At 69.5% G+C, this 16,871-nt stretch carries 18 protein-coding genes and 1 pseudogene; 12 read left to right on the top strand and 7 right to left on the bottom strand.

Annotated elements, in window-relative coordinates; genetic code table 11:
• The first annotated feature begins 12 nt into the window (after positions 1 to 12).
• The 4 genes from ACS5PK_RS18365 (at position 13) to ACS5PK_RS18350 (ending at position 3,616) form a co-directional block, all read left to right on the top strand.
• Positions 13 to 1,707, top strand: a complete 1,695-nt coding sequence (locus tag ACS5PK_RS18365; RefSeq protein ID WP_439441713.1) for an ABC transporter ATP-binding protein — start codon at positions 13 to 15, stop codon at positions 1,705 to 1,707.
• 105 nt (positions 1,708 to 1,812) lie between these two features.
• On the top strand, positions 1,813 to 2,004 hold the full coding sequence (locus ACS5PK_RS18360) for a hypothetical protein (RefSeq protein ID WP_439441712.1): 192 nt from the start codon (positions 1,813 to 1,815) through the stop codon (positions 2,002 to 2,004).
• A gap of 80 nt (positions 2,005 to 2,084) precedes the next feature.
• On the top strand, positions 2,085 to 2,981 hold the full coding sequence (locus ACS5PK_RS18355) for an alpha/beta fold hydrolase (protein WP_439441711.1): 897 nt from the start codon (positions 2,085 to 2,087) through the stop codon (positions 2,979 to 2,981).
• On the top strand, positions 2,978 to 3,616 hold the full coding sequence (locus tag ACS5PK_RS18350) for an HD domain-containing protein (protein ID WP_439441710.1): 639 nt from the start codon (positions 2,978 to 2,980) through the stop codon (positions 3,614 to 3,616). Before ACS5PK_RS18355 ends, ACS5PK_RS18350 begins: the two co-directional genes overlap by 4 nt.
• Here the strand turns inward: ACS5PK_RS18350 and ACS5PK_RS18345 are convergent.
• The 4 genes from ACS5PK_RS18345 to ACS5PK_RS18330 all read right to left on the bottom strand — a co-directional run bounded on the left by ACS5PK_RS18345 (position 3,613) and on the right by ACS5PK_RS18330 (position 5,934).
• Positions 3,613 to 4,299, bottom strand: a complete 687-nt coding sequence (locus tag ACS5PK_RS18345; protein WP_439441709.1) for a sulfate/molybdate ABC transporter ATP-binding protein — start codon at positions 4,297 to 4,299, stop codon at positions 3,613 to 3,615. The two genes, ACS5PK_RS18350 and ACS5PK_RS18345, sit on opposite strands and share 4 nt — an antisense overlap.
• Positions 4,300 to 4,369: 70 nt before the next feature.
• The gene (modB, locus tag ACS5PK_RS18340) at positions 4,370 to 5,041 is read right to left on the bottom strand and encodes a molybdate ABC transporter permease subunit (protein ID WP_439441708.1); all 672 of its coding nucleotides are present in this window, start codon (positions 5,039 to 5,041) and stop codon (positions 4,370 to 4,372) included.
• Between the two features lie 118 nt (positions 5,042 to 5,159).
• Complete coding sequence (locus ACS5PK_RS18335; RefSeq protein WP_439441707.1) at positions 5,160 to 5,513, bottom strand: winged helix-turn-helix domain-containing protein; 354 nt, start codon at positions 5,511 to 5,513, stop codon at positions 5,160 to 5,162.
• Position 5,514: 1 nt separating this feature from the next.
• The gene (locus ACS5PK_RS18330; RefSeq protein WP_439441706.1) at positions 5,515 to 5,934 is read right to left on the bottom strand and encodes a hypothetical protein; all 420 of its coding nucleotides are present in this window, start codon (positions 5,932 to 5,934) and stop codon (positions 5,515 to 5,517) included.
• A gap of 98 nt (positions 5,935 to 6,032) precedes the next feature.
• Here ACS5PK_RS18330 and ACS5PK_RS18325 point away from each other — a divergent pair, with 98 nt between their 5' ends.
• Positions 6,033 to 6,707: a class I SAM-dependent methyltransferase gene (locus ACS5PK_RS18325; protein WP_439441705.1), complete on the top strand. Its 675-nt coding sequence runs from the start codon at positions 6,033 to 6,035 to the stop codon at positions 6,705 to 6,707.
• Between the two features lie 48 nt (positions 6,708 to 6,755).
• Here the strand turns inward: ACS5PK_RS18325 and ACS5PK_RS18320 are convergent, their stop codons facing one another.
• Positions 6,756 to 7,883 (bottom strand): Kelch repeat-containing protein, encoded by a 1,128-nt coding sequence (locus tag ACS5PK_RS18320; RefSeq protein WP_439441704.1) that lies wholly within the window; start codon positions 7,881 to 7,883, stop codon positions 6,756 to 6,758.
• Between the two features lie 519 nt (positions 7,884 to 8,402).
• On the opposite strand from ACS5PK_RS18320, the pseudogene ACS5PK_RS18315 reads away from it, so the two are divergent.
• Positions 8,403 to 9,135: pseudogene (locus tag ACS5PK_RS18315) on the top strand (DDE-type integrase/transposase/recombinase); the annotation flags it as partial.
• A 44-nt stretch (positions 9,136 to 9,179) separates the two neighbouring features.
• Positions 9,180 to 9,419, top strand: coding sequence for a hypothetical protein (locus tag ACS5PK_RS18310; RefSeq protein ID WP_439441703.1), 240 nt, complete (start codon positions 9,180 to 9,182; stop codon positions 9,417 to 9,419).
• Here the strand turns inward: ACS5PK_RS18310 and ACS5PK_RS18305 are convergent.
• Positions 9,410 to 10,849, bottom strand: a complete 1,440-nt coding sequence (locus ACS5PK_RS18305) for an MBL fold metallo-hydrolase (protein ID WP_439441702.1) — start codon at positions 10,847 to 10,849, stop codon at positions 9,410 to 9,412. The two genes, ACS5PK_RS18310 and ACS5PK_RS18305, sit on opposite strands and share 10 nt — an antisense overlap.
• 153 nt (positions 10,850 to 11,002) lie before the next feature.
• On the opposite strand from ACS5PK_RS18305, the gene ACS5PK_RS18300 reads away from it, so the two are divergent.
• From ACS5PK_RS18300 to ACS5PK_RS18280, 5 genes are all read left to right on the top strand, one after another.
• Complete coding sequence (locus ACS5PK_RS18300; protein WP_439441701.1) at positions 11,003 to 11,401, top strand: GntR family transcriptional regulator; 399 nt, start codon at positions 11,003 to 11,005, stop codon at positions 11,399 to 11,401.
• Complete coding sequence (locus ACS5PK_RS18295) at positions 11,398 to 12,327, top strand: ABC transporter ATP-binding protein (RefSeq protein ID WP_439441700.1); 930 nt, start codon at positions 11,398 to 11,400, stop codon at positions 12,325 to 12,327. Before ACS5PK_RS18300 ends, ACS5PK_RS18295 begins: the two co-directional genes overlap by 4 nt.
• Positions 12,324 to 13,808: a hypothetical protein gene (locus ACS5PK_RS18290; protein ID WP_439441699.1), complete on the top strand. Its 1,485-nt coding sequence runs from the start codon at positions 12,324 to 12,326 to the stop codon at positions 13,806 to 13,808. Before ACS5PK_RS18295 ends, ACS5PK_RS18290 begins: the two co-directional genes overlap by 4 nt.
• 83 nt (positions 13,809 to 13,891) lie before the next feature.
• The gene (locus tag ACS5PK_RS18285) at positions 13,892 to 15,448 is read left to right on the top strand and encodes a sensor histidine kinase (protein WP_439441698.1); all 1,557 of its coding nucleotides are present in this window, start codon (positions 13,892 to 13,894) and stop codon (positions 15,446 to 15,448) included.
• The gene (locus ACS5PK_RS18280) at positions 15,445 to 16,137 is read left to right on the top strand and encodes a response regulator (protein ID WP_439441697.1); all 693 of its coding nucleotides are present in this window, start codon (positions 15,445 to 15,447) and stop codon (positions 16,135 to 16,137) included. Before ACS5PK_RS18285 ends, ACS5PK_RS18280 begins: the two co-directional genes overlap by 4 nt.
• Before the next feature lie 114 nt (positions 16,138 to 16,251).
• Here ACS5PK_RS18280 and ACS5PK_RS18275 read toward each other — a convergent pair whose 3' ends face one another.
• A complete protein-coding gene (locus ACS5PK_RS18275; protein WP_439441696.1) occupies positions 16,252 to 16,854 on the bottom strand; it encodes a chalcone isomerase family protein in 603 nt (200 codons plus the stop codon).
• Between the last annotated feature and the right edge of the window lie 17 nt (positions 16,855 to 16,871).

The following is a 16,871-nucleotide window of genomic DNA, read 5'->3' as shown; positions in this document are numbered from 1 at the left end:
GGAACCACTGACATGCTTCTGAGTATCCAAGACCTCCACGTCGCCTTCCGCATGGGCAAGCTGCGCGGCGAGATGCAGCGCCAGCAGGCAGTGAAGGGCATCAGCTTTGACGTGCCTGAGAACCGCACCGTGGCCCTGGTGGGCGAGTCGGGCTCGGGCAAGAGCGTCACGGCCATGTCCATCCTGAACCTGCTGCCGGACAACGCCGAGCGCAGCGGCCGCATCCTCTTCCAGGGCAGCGATCTGCTGCAGGCCTCTGCGCGCGAGCTGCAGCGGCTGCGCGGGCGCGAGATCGCCTGCGTGTTCCAGGACCCCATGAGCTCGCTCAACCCGGTCTTCACCGTGGGCGACCAGATCATGGAGCCGCTGATGCTGCATCTGGGCATGAGCCGCCGCCAGGCCCTGGCCCGCGCTGAGGAGCTGCTGCACGAGGTGGGCATCCCCGACCCCAAGCGCCGCCTGGGCTCGTATCCGCACGAGATGTCCGGCGGCCAGCAGCAGCGCGTGATGATCGCCCTGGCCCTGTCCTGCGGGCCCAAGCTGCTGATCGCTGACGAGCCCACCACCGCCCTGGACGTCACCATCCAGCGCCAGGTGATGGAGCTGCTGGCCAAGCTGAAGGAGGCTCACCGCATGAGCCTGCTCTTCATTTCCCATGACCTGGGCGTGGTGGGCGAGATCGCCGACCAGGTCGTGGTGATGCGCCACGGCCAGGTCCGCGAGCAGGCGCCTGTGGCGCAGATCTTCCAGGCCCCGCAGGATGCCTATACCCGGGCCCTGCTGGCCTGCCGCCCCTCGCTGCAGGACAACCCGGCCCGGCTGACCGTGATCGACGACCACATCGCCGGCCGTGCGGCACGGCTGGTCGCCCCGGTCAAGGACCCGGCGGCGCCGGTGATCCTGGAGGCGCGCGGCCTGCGCAAGAGCTTCTGGTTCCGGGAGGGCCTGTTCGGTCGCAAGGAGTTCCAGGCCGTCAAGAACGTCAGCTTCCGGCTGCGCAAGGGCCACACCCTGGGGGTGGTGGGCGAGTCCGGCTCGGGCAAGACCACCATGGGCCTGACCCTGCTGCGGCTGCACGAGCCCACTGGCGGCGAGGTGCTGTTCGAGGGGCGCGACCTGCTCAAGATGGGCGCCGCCGACTGGCAGCAGATGCGCCGCCGCATCCAGGTCGTCTTCCAGAATCCCTATGCCTCGCTGAACCCTCGCTTCACCATCGCCCAGACCCTGGTGGAGCCCATGGAGATCCACGACATCGGCGCCGACCACGAGGAGCGCCTGGAGATCGCCGCCGGCCTGCTCAAGAAGGTGGGCCTGGATGAGTCCGCCCTGCCCAAGTATCCGCACGAGTTCTCCGGCGGCCAGCGCCAGCGCATCGCCATCGCGCGCTGCCTGACGCTCAAGCCCGAGGTGCTGGTGCTGGATGAAGCAGTCTCGGCGCTGGATGTCTCGGTGCAGGCCCAGGTGCTCAACCTGCTGAAGGACCTGCAGGATGAGTTCGGCCTCAGCTACATCTTCATCAGCCATGACCTGGCCGTGGTGCGCTTCATCTCGGACGAAGTGCTGGTCATGCAGCACGGCGATGTGGTCGAGCAGGCCGACACCGCCCGGCTCCTGGCTGCGCCGCAGCAGGAGTACACCCGGCGTCTGCTGGGGGCGGTGCCGCGGGGCTACCAGGGGGCGGTCTCGTCTACCGGGCAGCCGGGCTGAGCAGGCTGTCCGTTCGCGGCGGCAGTTCGTCGCTTTGCGGGGTGGGCCGGAACGAGAAGGCCCTACAGTCGCGTCCATTCCAAACGAACTCTCCGGAGAACACCCATGAATCGCATCGCCACCCTGGCCACCGTCACCCTCGCCGCCCTGCTGAGCACGGCCTGCGTCATCGCCCCCAACGGTGAGCGCGTCGTCAGCGACCGCGAGGCGCTCACCCAGATGAGCGAGCAAGCCACCAAGACCTGCGGCGCCGGCAACGTCAAGGACGTGACGCACAAGAGCTTCACCTGCAAGTGAGGACTCCCGGACCAGTCACTGCGTGCGAGGCCCCCAAGGGGTCTTGAGCTGCTGTCACAGGCGCGGCCTATGATGGCCGCATGCAACGCCATGTGAACGCCAACGGCCTGCGCATCGCCGTCGACGACCAGGGGCCCCGCGGGGCCCCTGCGCTCTTGATGATCATGGGCTTGGGCATGCAGCTGGTTGCCTGGCCTCAGGGCCTGGTCGATGCCCTCACGGCGCGGGACCTGCGCGTGATCCGCTTCGACAACCGCGACATCGGACTCAGCCAGCATCTGGACCACCTGGGTCTGCCCCATGTGGGCTGGGCCTCCTTCAAGCATCTGCTGCACCTGCCTGTGCGCAGCCCCTACAGCCTGGCCGACATGGCCCGCGACGCCCAGGGCGTGATGGACGCCCTGGACCTGCCCCGTGTCCATGTCTGGGGCGCCTCCATGGGCGGCATGATCGCCCAGCACCTGGTGGATCAGGCGCCGGATCGCGTGCAAAGCCTGACCCTCATGATGACGACGGCCGGTGCCCGCCACCTGCCCGGTCCCACCTGGCCGGTGCGCCAGGCCTTGCTGGCCCGTCCGCCCCGCCGGGACGAGGCCACGCTGCAGGCGCATTTCGCAGCTCTGTATCGCCTGATCGGCAGCCCGGCATACCCGCCGGCTCCCGGCTGGCTGGAGGCGCGCGTGGCCGAGGCTCTGCGCCGCAGCGACCACCCTCAGGGCATGCTGCGCCAGCTCATGGCTGTGGTGGCCGACGAAGACCGCACGCCCCGGGTGACGCGTATCCAGGCGCCCTCGCTCGTGATCCACGGCGAGGCGGACCCGCTGGTGCCCATCGCCGCCGGGCGCCACCTGGCCCGCCACCTGCGCCACGTCGAGACCGACTTCATTCCCGGCATGGGCCACGACCTGCCCGAGGCCCTGTGGCCGCGCTATGCGGACCGGGTTGCGGCCCTGGTCCACGGCGCAGGCGCGGCATGAGCCCGGCGGCCCCGGATCTCCTGGCCCGCTGGCACTCGACCTGCCAGGCCCTGGGGCTCAGGCAAGACCTGACCCTTGCCGAAGCCCTGCTGGCCGCCTGGAGCGAGCCGCAGCGCCGCTACCACACGCTGCAGCACCTGGACGAGTGCCTGGCCGCCCTGGCGCAGTGGCGCCACCTGGCCGGCGAGCCCGAGCTGCTGGCCCTGGCCCTGTGGTTTCACGACGCCGTCTACGACCCGCGGGCGCATGACAACGAAGCCCGCAGTGCCGACTGGGCCCACCGCGCGCTGCCCGCCCTGGGTTTGCCCGAGCAGGCCTGCGATCGCGTGGCCCGGCTGGTGCTGGCTACGCGCGACCATGTGGCCAGCGATGCCGACATGGGCCTGCTGCTGGACCTGGACCTGGCCATCCTGGCGGCCAATCCCCAGCGCTTTGCCGCCTACGAGCGGCAGATCCGTGAGGAGTACGCCTTCGTGCCCGAAGCGGAATTCCGGGCCGGCCGGCGTCGCATCCTGGAAGGCTTCCTGGCCCGCGGGCGGCTCTTCGTCACCGAGGCCCTGCACGCAGTCTGGGACGGCAGGGCTCGCGCCAATCTGCGCCAGGCCTGCGCGGCCCTGGCCCAGGCCCAGGCCTAGAGCTGCGCCGCCACCACCTGCCCGCCGCGCAGCTGCACGCGGGCCTCGCCGAAGCGGGCCAGGTCCTCGGGGTCGTGGGTGATCATCAGCAGGGGGATCTGCACGCGGGCCAGCAAGCGCTCCAGCTCCCCGCGCAGGCGTTCGCGCAGCTCGGGGTCCAGTGCCGCGAAGGGTTCGTCCAGCAGCAGGGCGCGGGGCTCGGTGATCAGGGCGCGGGCCAGGGCCGTGCGCTGGCGCTGGCCGCCGGACAGCTGGTGCGGCAGCTGCGAGGCCACGCCGTCCAGCTCCATCAGCGCCAGCCAGTGGGCCAGCTTCTCGCTCATGACGCCGCGCGGCGGATTGCGCCAGCCCCGCTGCAGGCCGAAGGCGACGTTCTGGCGCACAGTGAGCTGTGGGAACAGGGCGTAGTCCTGGAAGAGATAGCCCAGGCGCCGCTCGCGGCTGGGGCGGTCCAGGCCGGCGTCGCTGTCAAACAGCGGCTCGCCCGCCACGCTGAGGCGGCCCGCATCGGGCCGCAGCAGACCCGCCACGGCCTGCAGGGTCAGGCTCTTGCCTGCACCCGAGGGCCCGTGGATCACCAGGCAGCGTGCCGTGGTGCGCACATCCAGGTCCAAGGCAAAACCTGACCCCGTGCCACCCGGCGCGGGTGGCAGCTGCTTGCGCAGACGGATCTCGAAGCTCATCTGGGCACCCTTTGCCTTGCTTGCTGTCCTGCCATGCGGGCATGAAGCCCTTGGGACCGCAATGCGGGGTTCATGCCCGCTCCCGGCTCGGCGGCGCCAGGCGGCTGGCGGCCACCAGCACGGCCACGCAGCTCAGCGAGGTGATCCACACCAGCAGCTGAGCCGTCGCGTCCTGCCCGGCCTGCACGGCTTCGTAGATGGCGATGGACAGGGTCTGGGTCTGGCCAGGAATGCTTCCCGCCACCATCAGCGTGGCGCCGAACTCGCCCAGGGCGCGGGCAAAGGCCAGCAGCAGCCCGGCCAGGATGCCGCGCCAGGCCAGGGGCAGGCTCACGCGGCAGAACACCGCCCATTCGCTCAGGCCCAGCACACGGCCAGCCTGTTCCAGTTGCGGGTCCACCTGTTCGAAGGCGCTGCGGGCGGCCTTGAGCACCAGGGGGAAGGCCACCAGCGCGGCAGCGAGGGTCGCCCCCTGCCAGGTAAAGATGAGACGGACGCCGAAGGTCTCGAACAGCCAGGCGCCCAGCCAGCCCTTGCGTCCTACCAGCACCAGCAGGTAGTAGCCCAGCACCGTGGGCGGCAACACCAGAGGCAGGGTGAGGAGGGCGTCCAGCAGCTCGCGCCCAGGAAAGCGCCAGCGCGCCAGGGCATAGCCCAGGGCCGTGCCCAGCAGCAGGTCCAGGCCGCTGGCCCACAGCGCCACCTTCAGTGACAGGCCCAGCGCGATCAGGGCGTCAGGCATGCGGGTGCGGCTGCGGGCCGTTCGGGAGGGCGGTCATGGGGCGGAGGGCAGGCAAGGCAAAAGGCGGAGGGGCGGTACGCAATATACCTTCCTGCATAACGACTGATGCCGAGGCGTATCAGGCCAGCAGCTTCAGCAGGCGCTGGATGTCCGCCTTGCAGGCTGACTGAGCCTGAGCCTCGATGCCTCGATACAGGTCCAGCAGCTGCCGGCCGCTGGGGCTGAGCTCGCTGCCGCCGCCCTGTGCACCGCCGGCGGCGCTGACGACGGCAGGCTTCTTGAGCGAGCGGTTCAGCTCGTCGATGAGGGCCCAGGCGCGCCGATAGGACATGCCCAGGGCCTTGGCCGCTGCGGTGATGGAGCGGGTCTCGTCCAGGGCTTCCAGCAGGGCGATCTTGCCGGGGCCGACGGCGATGGTGTCGTCCACCGTCACCCGCATGCGCAGCCGCAGCTGGGGCTTGGCCGCCTTCATCTCAGGGCTTGCCTGCGAGCTTCTGCAGGGTCAGCACGGCTTCGTAGTCCGCCGGGTTCGGCGGCTTGCGGGTGTTGGGGCGGGGCTCCAGGCTCTTGAGCTGCAGGCTGTAGCCACCGGCCTTGACCGGCTCGGCCGCAGGCCATGGCAGGGTCAGGACTTGTCCGGCGCCCTCGGCCGGCTGCACCCAGAACAAGGCCTGGGCCGTGCCGGCGGTGATGCACTGCACATTGACCGGGCAGCGCTGGTCGCGGTAACCGATGAACTGGACCTGGAGGCTGCCCGCGGCATTGCCGCCGGCAGCCTGGAACTTGAGGCGCAGGGTTTCCTCGGCGGGCGCGGCCAGGGCCGAGGCGCTCAGAAGAGCCAGGAGGGTCATGAGCGGGCGGCCGGGGGCCAGTCGTGAAGGCAGGGCAGTCATGCGGGTGTCCTTTCAGCAGACATGGGCGCATTCTGGCATTGCTGCAGAGGGGGCTGCTAAGGTGCCGGGTCCGCGACTCCTGCATGAAGCGCTCCATCATGGATACCAGTTCCCAGTCCGCCCAAGTGTTTGACCAACTGGCGGAGTTGTACCAGAGCAAGTACATGGACCTCGACCTCTACGATGAGAGCTATGCCTTGCTCACCCGCGAACTGCCTGAGGGCGCGCGCGTGCTGGATGCCGCCTGCGGCCCGGGCACTGTGGCGCGCCGTCTGCTGGGCTGGCGGCCGGACCTGCAGCTGCTGGGCGTGGACCTGGCGCCGCGCATGGTCGAACTCGCCTGCGCCGCGGTGCCGGCCGCGCAATTCGTGGTGGGCGACTGCCGTCAGCTGCCCGGTGAGGACGGCCGCTGGGACGCCATTGTCTGCGCCTTCGGCCTGCCCTACCTGAGCCCCCCGGACGCGCGGGCCTTCATCGCTCAGGCCGCGCGCCTGCTGAGCCCCGGCGGACGGCTCTACCTCAGCACCCAGGGCGGCCGCCCTGAGGACTCAGGCCCGCAGCGCAGCAGCCGGGGTGATGTGGTGCATGTGTTCTTCCATGCATTGGAGGGGCCAGAGGGGATCGGGGCCTGGCTGGCGCAGTCCGGGCTGGTCGTGCAGGCCCATGCCTCCCTGCCTTGCCCCGCCAATGCACCCGTGCAGACGAGCGACTGGTACTGCATTGCCCGCAAGCCGGCCGCGCTGCATCGTCATGACGGCACTGCCGTCACGTGATGTGCCGGCAAGGCGGCTGCCCTGCCGGCGCTGTCGCCTGCGGTGGGGTCAGGGCCAGTAGACCGCCACGTCTGCAATCGGCGCATCGGCGCTGTCGACACCGCCGATCACAAACACTGCGCCCGTGTAGGCCAACGTAGCCACGCCCCAGGCCCGCTCCTTGCGCAGCTTGCCCACGGCCCTGAACGTGCCTCGCACAGGGTCATAGCGCTCCACCGAGGGGGTAACGGCCCCCGCGCTGATGCCGCCCAGCACCACGGCGCCGCCGTCGTACAAGGCGCTGACCGCTTCATAGTTGCGTGCCTTGAGGGGCCCCGCCAGAGGCTTGAAGGTCTGGGTGACGGGGTCGAACAAGTCTGCATCCTGGCTGTTCAGCACCAGGACGTGGCCCGAACTCAGCTTGACGTTCAGAGGCATCTCGTTCCTGGAGGACAGCGGCGACTCCAGCTGCGTGAACGTGTTCTCCACCGGGTCGTACACCTCGGCCGAATGCGGTGCCCGGAGCGTTTGCCAGTCGGTGCCGCCGGCGATCAGGACCTGGCCAGAATCAAGCAGCGTGGCGGCGTGATACGTGCGCGGTGCCACGAGGCGCTGAGGCGCAAGGCTCTCGAACCTGCCGCTGACAGGGTCGAAGAGTTCAGCGGAAAAGGAGACCATGCCTGGCCGGACCCCTTGGCCGCCGGTGATCAGCACCTTGCCGTTCTTCAACAGCGTGGCCGTGTGGTGCGCGCGTTCAAGCGTCATGGGCATGGATGCGGTGCGGAAGGTCTTGCTCTTGGGGTCGAACAGTTCTGCCGAGTTCAAGGCCAGGACGCGGCCGTCGCCCAGATCGCCTCCGGTGACCAGCACGCGTCCGTCGGGCAGCAGCGTGGCCGTGTGACCCTGGCGCGCCTGCACCATGCTGCTCAGCAGCTCCACCCGGCCCGTGCGCGGGTCGATGAGCTCGGCCGCCGAGGTCGCCAAGTTGTTGCTCTTGCCGCCCAGCACCAGCAGGCGGCCATCGCGCAGCGTCGTCACCGTATGCCCCTGGCTGCGTGCGATGTTCAACCTCAGGGGGGCAGCGGCGTTTGCCGCGCTGCCTTCGACATAGGTGGCTGCCTGATCAGCCGCTGAGGCGGCCTGCGACGCGGTGGGTGCCAGCAGGCTCAGTGCAAGGCTCAGGATCAGAACGTTCAATGGATTTTTCATGACTCAATGGCAAGCGCCAACTCCAGTGTGATTTGCTGTAGATCCCTTGTGGGGACCCGCTCGGGCGCGCAGCTCGGGTGTGAGTGCGCGCCTCGGCTAATCTAGGGGCGCATCAATAACAAATTAGTGAATCTCCCTATTGATTGGGCCGGCATGCGCACGGCGGATGCATTTGCATGCGGTGCGAACAAGGCGGAGGCCGGGCTGCGTGGCGTGGTGTGAACGTAGAAATCCATCCATCTCTGAACTTCTACGCAGTTGGTGCATCCTTGAACTCTTGCGAGTTGCAAAGACGAAGAGAGAGGCGGCGCACTCATGAGTGGCAAACCTGCCTGCGCTTGGCGAAACCGATTGCACTGCTGGCGACCAGCGAACGACACGGGAGCAGAGGCAGCAGCACGGGCCATGCGGTGCCAGAGCTGATCTATCGACACTTCTGGGCCCAGGCGAGCGGTGCACAAGCCAGGCGCAAACTGCGCGTCAGAAAGACGCGACCCGCACGACAGAATGCACCACAGCGATAAGCATGTCCGACTTATGTACGCCCGCCGCATCGAGATGGTCAGACAGATAGATGACCACAGGCGCTCCCCATGCCCCTGAAGCTGCCGCGGCGCAAGGCGTGACGGCGCTCACCGCCAGGAAGTGGCTGGGGATGCTATCTGGCGGCGGTGAGGCTGCCCTGACCGATGCCTCGCCGCGCAGCATCGATCCGGTCAAGGCACGGCTCATCGTTGAACTGCGACGCAGGCGCATGCTGCAGTCCAACATCGCACGCAGCGTGGGCGTGTCGGCCTCGACAGTCAGCAGCGTGCTGGCACGAGCCGGGCTGTCCAAGCTCAGCGACCTGGAACCCGCACAGCCTGTCGTGCGCTACGAGCGTGAGGCGCCGGGCGAGATGCTGCTCATCGACACCAGGAAGCTCGGCCGCATCGTGCACCCGAGCCGCCGCGTCACAGGCAATCGGCACGACTCGGTCGGTGGCGCAGGCCGGGAGACGCTGTTCGTCGCCATCAACGATCATGCCCGGCTGGTCTTCACGGCCAGGCAGCCGGACGAGAAGAAGGCGCAGGCGGTGCTGTGCCTGAGAAGCGCCGTGGCCTACTACGCCGGGATGTGGGTCTCCGTGCAGCGGCTGCTCACCGACAACGGCTCGGCCTTACGCTCACGCGAGTTCCGCCAGGCCTGCCTGGAGCTCGGCATCAAGCGCGCGTTCATCAAGCCTTTCTCCACATTGACCTTGGACCAGATGCTGCGCGCCCGCCGCGGCGTGAAGCGCTGGAGATGGTGACGGTCGTCGAGGCGATTCTTCTGGGCGTCGATCCAGCCCCGGCACAGCGTGATTGCCACCGCTTCGGCGTAGCTGACACTGGGCTCGGGCGCGCCGCGCTTGGCGATCTGGAGCCAGAGGCCGTCCGAGCTGGCGTGGTGCTTGCGGAGCCAGGTCTCGAAGGCCTGGGCGGTCTCGAACAGGACCGGCGCGGCTTCGGCTTGGAGGGCGGGCTGGGCGGCATTCATCGTTGAGAGTGTGTCGCAGTGCCATGTGACGTGCTGCTGTCTTCAAATCCCTCGCGCAGCACCTGGTCCTGCCGCCGCCTCAGGTCCAGTGACTGTCTCACGTCGTCGGCACTCGCCGCGCGCCCATGCACGCCCAGCACGCGCTGCGGCTCCAGCCCGGCCTGATGCAGTGCCTGGCTCAGCTCCTCGGCACCCTCAAAGGCAGGCGGCACCGGCCCCTGCTCGGGGGCGTAGAACAGGTCGCCATGGAAGACGGAGCGGCTGGTGGCGTCCCAGGCCACCAGCATGTCCTCGGCATGGCTGCTCGTGATGGGCAGCAGGCGCAGGGGCCGGCCGGCCAGCTCGATCGCGAGGGTCTGCTGGACCTCCTCGGCGCGTTCGGCCTGCGCGGCACCGTGCTGCCGTCCCAGGGCCTGGCGGCCGCCCCGGCCAACGAAGAGCCGGGTGCCGGCCTCCAGATAGGCGGGCAGCCCCGCGCAGTGGTCACGATGCCCGTGCGAGAGCACCACAGCGGCGATGGGCAGACCCGGCGCCGTGCGCTCGATCAGGGCGCGCACCTGGGTGCCTTCCTCGCGACTCACCGGCGTGTCGAAGACCACCACGCCCCGGGGGCCGACGATGAAGTGGTTGTGGTAGCGCGAGGCCATGCCTTCGACGCGGTAGACCCCCGCCGCCAGGCGTTCCGCACGCAGCTCGCCGATGGGCATCTGGGGCTGGTAGCCGGCGGGCAAGGGCGGGCGGGTGCTGGACGGCTCCACGGCATCGGGCCGCTGCAGTTGCCAGCGCTGGGTGCGCCGCTCGCCGTTGTAGATCTCGATCTCGGCGGCTTGCAGGCCGCGCTCATCATGAGCGCCGAGGTAGACGTAGCGCAGCGCTCCCTGGCGTACTTCCAGCAGCCGGCCCTGGGCGCCGGACCAGCGCAGCTGCAGATCGCGGCCGGCGGGATCGCGCAGGGTCTGCTGCCAGTGGCCCTGTTGCTCCTGCACCGCGGTGAGCGGCGTGGACTGGCGCAGCAGCTCGGCGGGCAACCACAGCAGCTGGTCGGCAAGGTGCTGGCGGGCCGTCTGAGCATCCACGGCCTGGATGGCGGTGCCGTCCCGCCAGCCCATGAGATCGATCCGCTGCGCGCCCTGGGCATTGCCTGCCTCCCGGTAGCGGAACACGATCTCGCCAGGAAAGCGATTCTCCGTCTCCAGCCGGAAGTGCCCGTCGCGGGCCAGCCAGAGCGTCTGCCGCGCCGGCACTGGCACGGAGGCGTCACCCGGATGCGCCGCCTGCTCGCGCGCGAGCAACTCCCCGTGCATCTGCAGCTGCCAGGCTTCCGGCTCGGCACTTGCTGCCCCCATGGCGGCAAACCCGAGGGCCAGCGGCAGTGCCAGGCGCCGCCGGGTTGATTGGCGCCACCTTGCGGCGCTGCGCGAGGTGCGAGATGTCATGGCGGTCCTCCCTGAATGGTCCGCGCAGTGTCGCGGCCTGTTCCCACCCTCCTGGAAGTCATGCTGAGGTCGTGGGTGCACTCCCACGAACTCGGCCAGGCTTGCAAATTGCCCTCAACTGTATTACTGTATTGATACACAACGCAATCAACCATGACACCCCTCCACCTCTTCCACATCCAGACGGGCTCCACCGAGCCCATCTACCGTCAGTTGCTGGAGCAGCTGCGACGCCTGGTGGCGAGTGCCCAGCTGTCGGCGGGGCAGGAGCTGCCCTCGGTGCGTGAGCTGGCGGCGCATCTGGCGGTCAACCCGATGACGGTCTCCAAGGCCTATGGGCTGATGGAGGCGGAAGGCCTGGTGGAGCGCCAGCGCGGTCTCCCCATGCGGGTGGCGGCCCAGCATGGGCGGCGCCAACCGTTGGGTGCGCGCGTGGAGCTGTTGCGCCCGACGCTGGAGAAGGCCGCCAGCGAAGCCCGACAGCTGGAGCTCAAGCCTGCCCAGGCCCTGCAGCTGTTCCAGACCATTCTTGACGAGGGAGAGTCCGCATGAACACCCAGACCCTGAACGCCTCCGGCCTGCAGATGGCCACGCCACTGTCCGGCCAGTCCGACGCCCTGTCTCCGGCACTGAGCCTGCGAGGACTGAGCCTGCGCTATGGCGCCCAGACGGTGCTGGACGGCATCGACTGGCAGCTGATGCCCGGTCAGGTGGTGGGCCTGCTGGGCCGCAACGGCGCCGGCAAGACCAGCCTGCTGGAAAGCCTGCTGGGCCTGCGCGACCCGCAGCAGGGCGAGGCCCGGCTCTTCGGCTGCGATGTACGCACCCTGGACGACGCCACCCGCGCCCGCATCGGCTACGTGCCCCAGCAGTCGGACCTCTTCGACCAGTTCACCCCCGCCCAGCTGCTGGCCTACTTCCGCAGCTTCTACCCGCGTTGGAACGAGGGCCTCGTGGAGGGCCTGATGTCACGCTGGGACCTCCCGAAGGACAAGCCCATCGCCAAGCTCTCGGGTGGCCAGCAGCAACGTCTGTCCATCGTGCGGGCCCTGGCGCACGGCCCTGATCTGCTGGTGCTGGACGAGCCCGTGGCCGCCCTGGACCCCCTGGGCCGCCGTGACTTCCTGCGTGAGCTGGTGGAGCAGGTCCTGGACCGCGGCACCACGGTGGTCTTCTCCACCCACATCCTCTCGGACCTGGAGCGGGTGGCCTTCAATGTGGCCTTCATGGCCCGCGGCCGGCTGGCACTGCAGGCGCCGCTGGACGGGCTGATGGACCAGTGCCGGATCGCGCAGGGATCGCCCCAGGCGCTGCAGGGCCTGCACGCGCCCGGCGCCAGGCTGCTGTCCCGCCGCGCCCTGGATGATGGCCTGGAGCGCTGGCTGCTGCAATGGCCAGAGGGTCAGGTCTTGCCTGATGGAACCGAGCGGCTGCAGCGCGTGCAGCTGGAAGACCTTTTCGAGGAGCTGACCGCATGAATGACCACCTTGCTGCAATGAGGCTGCTGCTGGCCGCCCCCTGGCGCTGGCGCCTCAATCAGGCCTCGCCGCGGCTGCTGTGGGGCGGGGCGCTGGTCCTGGGCGGGCTGCTGGGCCTGCTGGCCTGGACCAAGGGTTGGGCCGCCGTGGCCTTCGCCGGTGTCGGGGCGCTTGTGGTGCTCTTCATCACGGCCTGGATGCTGACCCTGTCCGGCCTGCGCCGCCAGAACCATCCGCACCTGGCCCGCCTGGTGCCGGGGCATGTGTGGCGGCTGCGGCTGGCCGTGTTGTGGCTGTGGGGCCTGCCGGTCATGGCCGCCGGGGCCGTGGCGGCATGGCTGCAGCTCGATGCCTGGACCGCCGTGCTGATCTCGGCCCTGGGGCTCAGCACGTTGACCGCTCTGATGCGCTGGCCCATCAGCTTCGTGCTGCTCTTCTTCGTGCCGCCCGCCATCATTCCGCTCCTGCAGGGGAGTGCCCTCTGGCAGGGCCTGGTCCGGGCCGCCAGCCAGGCCTGGCATGCCAATCCCGCCTGGCTGTGCCTGATCGTGCTGGGCGGCCTGGCCTGCTTCCAGATGAACCTGATGGGCACGGGCGACGCAGCGCATGCCCGGCGCTACCGGCAGATGCAGCGCATGCTGGCCTCCATGCAGGACGAGGGGGCGGGCTTCAACCCCCGTCACCAGGGACGCTGGGGCCTGCGCATTCTGTGGCTGCTTTCGGCTCCGAACCGCTGGTACCTGGGGCGTCTGGTCCGTCGTCCGCAGCCCACGCTGCGTCATGTCCTGGCCCGGCTGGAACTGCCCCTGTACGGTAGTGCGCACTGGACCATGGTCCTGGGCTGCCTGCTGGTCGTGCTGCCGCTCGTCGCGCTGGGCTTCGGCCTTCTCGGCCTTCTGGTGCCCGGCATGTTCCGGTCGGAGGGGGTCTGGCGGCAGGTTTCCTGGGCCTGGCAGCTCTTGGGCCTCGGTCAGCTGTGCATGGGGATGATGATGGGGACGATGTTCAGCCTGGGCACCGCGCTGCAGCGTTCGCGGCGCGAGCAGGCCCTGCTGGTTCTGCTGCCTGGCGTGCCGCAGCAAGGCCGCCTGCGTGCCCGCCTGCTCAGGCGGCAGGTCTGGCTGATGCTGAGCCTGGCCTTGCCGGGTCTGGTTCTGCTCAGCCAGCCGAATCTGCCGCCACCGGCGTCCTTTCTGCAGGGCTTGGGCGTGGGCGCCCAGGTGGCCAGCCTGCTGCTGCTGCGGCGCTGGGACACGCGATCCTCTGCCGGCAGCACTGCGCTGCTGATGGTGGCCATGCTCTGTGCCATCGCCTGGCATGGGCTGCTGCCGGACGGCTGGGGTCACCTGGAGCGCGGTGTCCTGGCCGGCCTGGTCTTGCTCCTGGTCACCGGGACCTGGATCTGGGCCTTGCAGCGCGCGCAGACGGCCATCACGCCAGCCCTGCCTTGGGGGCGCAACGCTGCAGAGGTGCTGGCTTGAGGCTTCGGTGAAGTCTTTTCATGCAATCTCCATGAAATCTCCCTGATGCCTTCCTGACGCGGGGCCTGCTACCGTTGCGCCCCATGACACTCCCGCCCCTGCTCAAGCGCTGCCTGCCGCCGGCCCTCATCTGGGCGGCATGCTGGGGCCTGATGCTGCGCGTGGATGCTCATGTAGAGCTGGCCAACCTGGTGCTGCTGCTGGTGCTGGCAGCCACCTTGAGCACACTGTGGCTGCCGCTGTTGGCTTCCATGGGCCTGAGCCTGCTGGCGGTGCTGGCCTTCAACTGGCGCTTCGTGAGTCCCGAGCGCAGCATGGAGCTGCAGGACTGGGGCCATCTGTGGCTGCTGGCGACCATGCTGGCGCTGTCGTGGCTGGTGGCCGTGCTCCTGAGCCGGTTGCGCCGCGAGGCCGACGCCGCACGCCGCCACGCCGAGCAGGCCGACCAGCTGCGGGCCTTGGGCCAGGCACTGCGGGACAGCCAGTCCCCCGTCGAGGCCGCGGCGCTGCTGCAGGCCCAGCTCGACGCCCTGCTGCCCACCCCCGCCCCCCTGCTGCTGGGCACTGGCTCCCTGCCGAAGGACAACCGCCTGGGCGAGGGCCAGCTGCTGATCGGCGAGCCTGATGCCGACCAGTTGGCGGGTCTCTGGGCCTGCTGGCGCCAGGGCGCGCCCTTTGGTCCCGGCACCGGCCGGCACCAGGAGCTACGGGCCTGGTACTTGCCGCTGCGTGGCCGCATGGCCAGCCATGGAGCCGCCCTGCTGGTCCTGCCGGACACCCTGCACCCTGATCCCGAGCTGCGCGCCCATGCGCAGTCCCTTTGCGACCAGATGGGCCTCGCGCTGGAACGCCAGGTGGCCGAGCAGGCCGCGCGGCGAGCGCACGACGAGGCCGAGGGCCAGGCTACCCGCAATGCCCTGCTCGCGGCCATCTCGCACGACTACCGCACGCCTCTGGCCACCATCATGGGGGCGGCCAGTTCCCTTCTGGACCAGGGTGAGCGCCAGACGCCCGCCCAGCGCCAGAAGCTGCTGGCCACGGTGCTGGACGAGACCCGCCAGCTCTCCCGCATGACGGACAACACCCTGCAGCTTGCCCGCCTGGAAAGCGCCGGCCTGCAGCTGCGCATGGACTGGGAAGCGCCGGAGGAGGTGGTGGGCGCCGCGCTGCGCCGCGTCCGGCAGCGCCAGGTGCAGGCGGCACAACGGGTGCGCCTGCGGGTGGCCAGCGCGTTGCCCTTGCTGCAGTGTGATGCGGTGCTGCTGGCCCAGCTGCTGGACAACCTGCTGGACAACGCCCTTCGCTATGCGCCGGAGGGGCCCATCGAGCTGCTGGTGCGCCATGAGGCCGGCGAGCTGTTGATGGCCGTGCGCGACCGCGGACCCGGCGTGCCGCCCGCTGCGCGCGCACGGATCTTCGAGCCCTTCCAGCGCGTCGAGGAGCTGGACCGCGAACGGCCGGATGCCGCCGGCAGCCGGCGTGGCGCCGGCGTGGGTCTGGCGGCTTGCCGCGCCATCGTGGCGGCCCATGGCGGCAGTTTGCGCCTGCGGGCCCGCAGCCATGGCGGCACGAGCTTCGAATGCCGGTTGCCCGTGCAGGCACCGCCGGCCCCGGTCACTAGGATGGAGAACACGCCATGAGCCTGCGCGTGATGCTGGTCGAGGACGACCGCGAGCTGCGCCGCACCTTGCGCGACGCCCTGGCCCTGGAGGGCTACGAAGTGCAGACTGCCGCCAGCCTGGCAGAGGGGCACGCCCTGCTGAGCCACGCCGAGCTGCCGGATCTGGTGCTGCTGGACCTGGGCCTGCCCGACGGCGATGGCGAGGAACTGCTGCAGCGCCTGCGCCGCGAGCGCGGCACGCCGCTGCTGGTGATTTCCGCCCGTGAACAGGATGGCGCCAAGGTGCGCCTGCTGGATGCCGGCGCCGACGACTACCTGGTCAAGCCCTTTTCCATCAGCGAGCTGCTGGCCCGCATGCGCGTGGCCCTGCGCCACCGCGGCGTGCACACCCGCGCGGCGGTCACCCGCTACGAGCAGGGCCGGCTGTGCGTGGACCTGGAGGCGCACCGCGTGAGCCTGGATGGCGTGGCCCTGCACCTCACCCCCACCGAGTTCAAGCTGCTGGCCCGACTGGTGCGCAGCGCAGGGCAGGTCGTCACGCACCGGGCGCTGCTGGCCGATGTCTGGGGGGCGGAGTTCACCGAGCACACCCACTACCTGCGCCTCTACATGGGCCAGCTGCGGGCCAAGCTGGAGGCTGAGCCGGCCGATCCCAGGCTGCTGCTGACCGAGCCCGGCGTGGGCTATCGTCTGGCCGACGCGCGCTGAGGCGAGTCAGGGGCGCTGGCCGCGCGAGCGTCTGCTGCTTGCTGCGGGCTTGCTGCTCTCGTTGCCTCCGGCATCCTGCTGGAGGCTGTGCCTGCTGCCGCGCCGCTGATGGGGTCAGCTCTTGCCTCCCAGCAGCGCGGGCTTCAGGCTGGTGTCCACGGGCTTCTCGCCCAGCCAGATCTTCAGCACGGCGTTGTAGAAGCCGACGTCGGGCAGGGTCTCGCCCACGGTCTTGCCGTTGATGGCCATCACCATGCCGGTGCCGGGCACCCAGTCGGCGGTGAGTACATCGCCCTTCTTCATGGCGCCCTGGTTGACGAAGACCTCGCCGAAGGAGGCCAGCTGGTTGACGAACTTGGAGCGCTCGGCCTTGTCTGTGTTGGCTGTGATGCCGGCCATGAAGGCCTGACCGAAGTCGTCACCTGTCACCTCGCGCAGCATGGTCAGTGCGAAGCGGCGGGGTCCCGGCGCATCGAAGACGGCCGCCGCGCTGGTCTGCTTTTCGGGCAGATACAGGGCCATCACATAGACCTTGACGATCACGCGCGTGCGAACGCCCGCACCGTTGAGCTTGAGTTCCTTGCCGGCCACCTTGGCCGTGGGTTCGACGTTGACACCGGCTACCTCCAAGGCCTGCGCCGTCCAGGGCAGGGCTGCGGCCAGCAGGGCGGTGGCGACGAGGGTGCGACGAGAGAGACAAGAGGGACGAAGACTCATGGGCGCTCCTAGTATCG

Origin of the sequence: Roseateles sp. DB2 (assembly GCF_051857535.1) — a bacterium.
GTDB lineage: Bacteria > Pseudomonadota > Gammaproteobacteria > Burkholderiales > Burkholderiaceae_C > Roseateles_B.
This window is presented reverse-complemented; position numbering and strand designations above follow the sequence as displayed.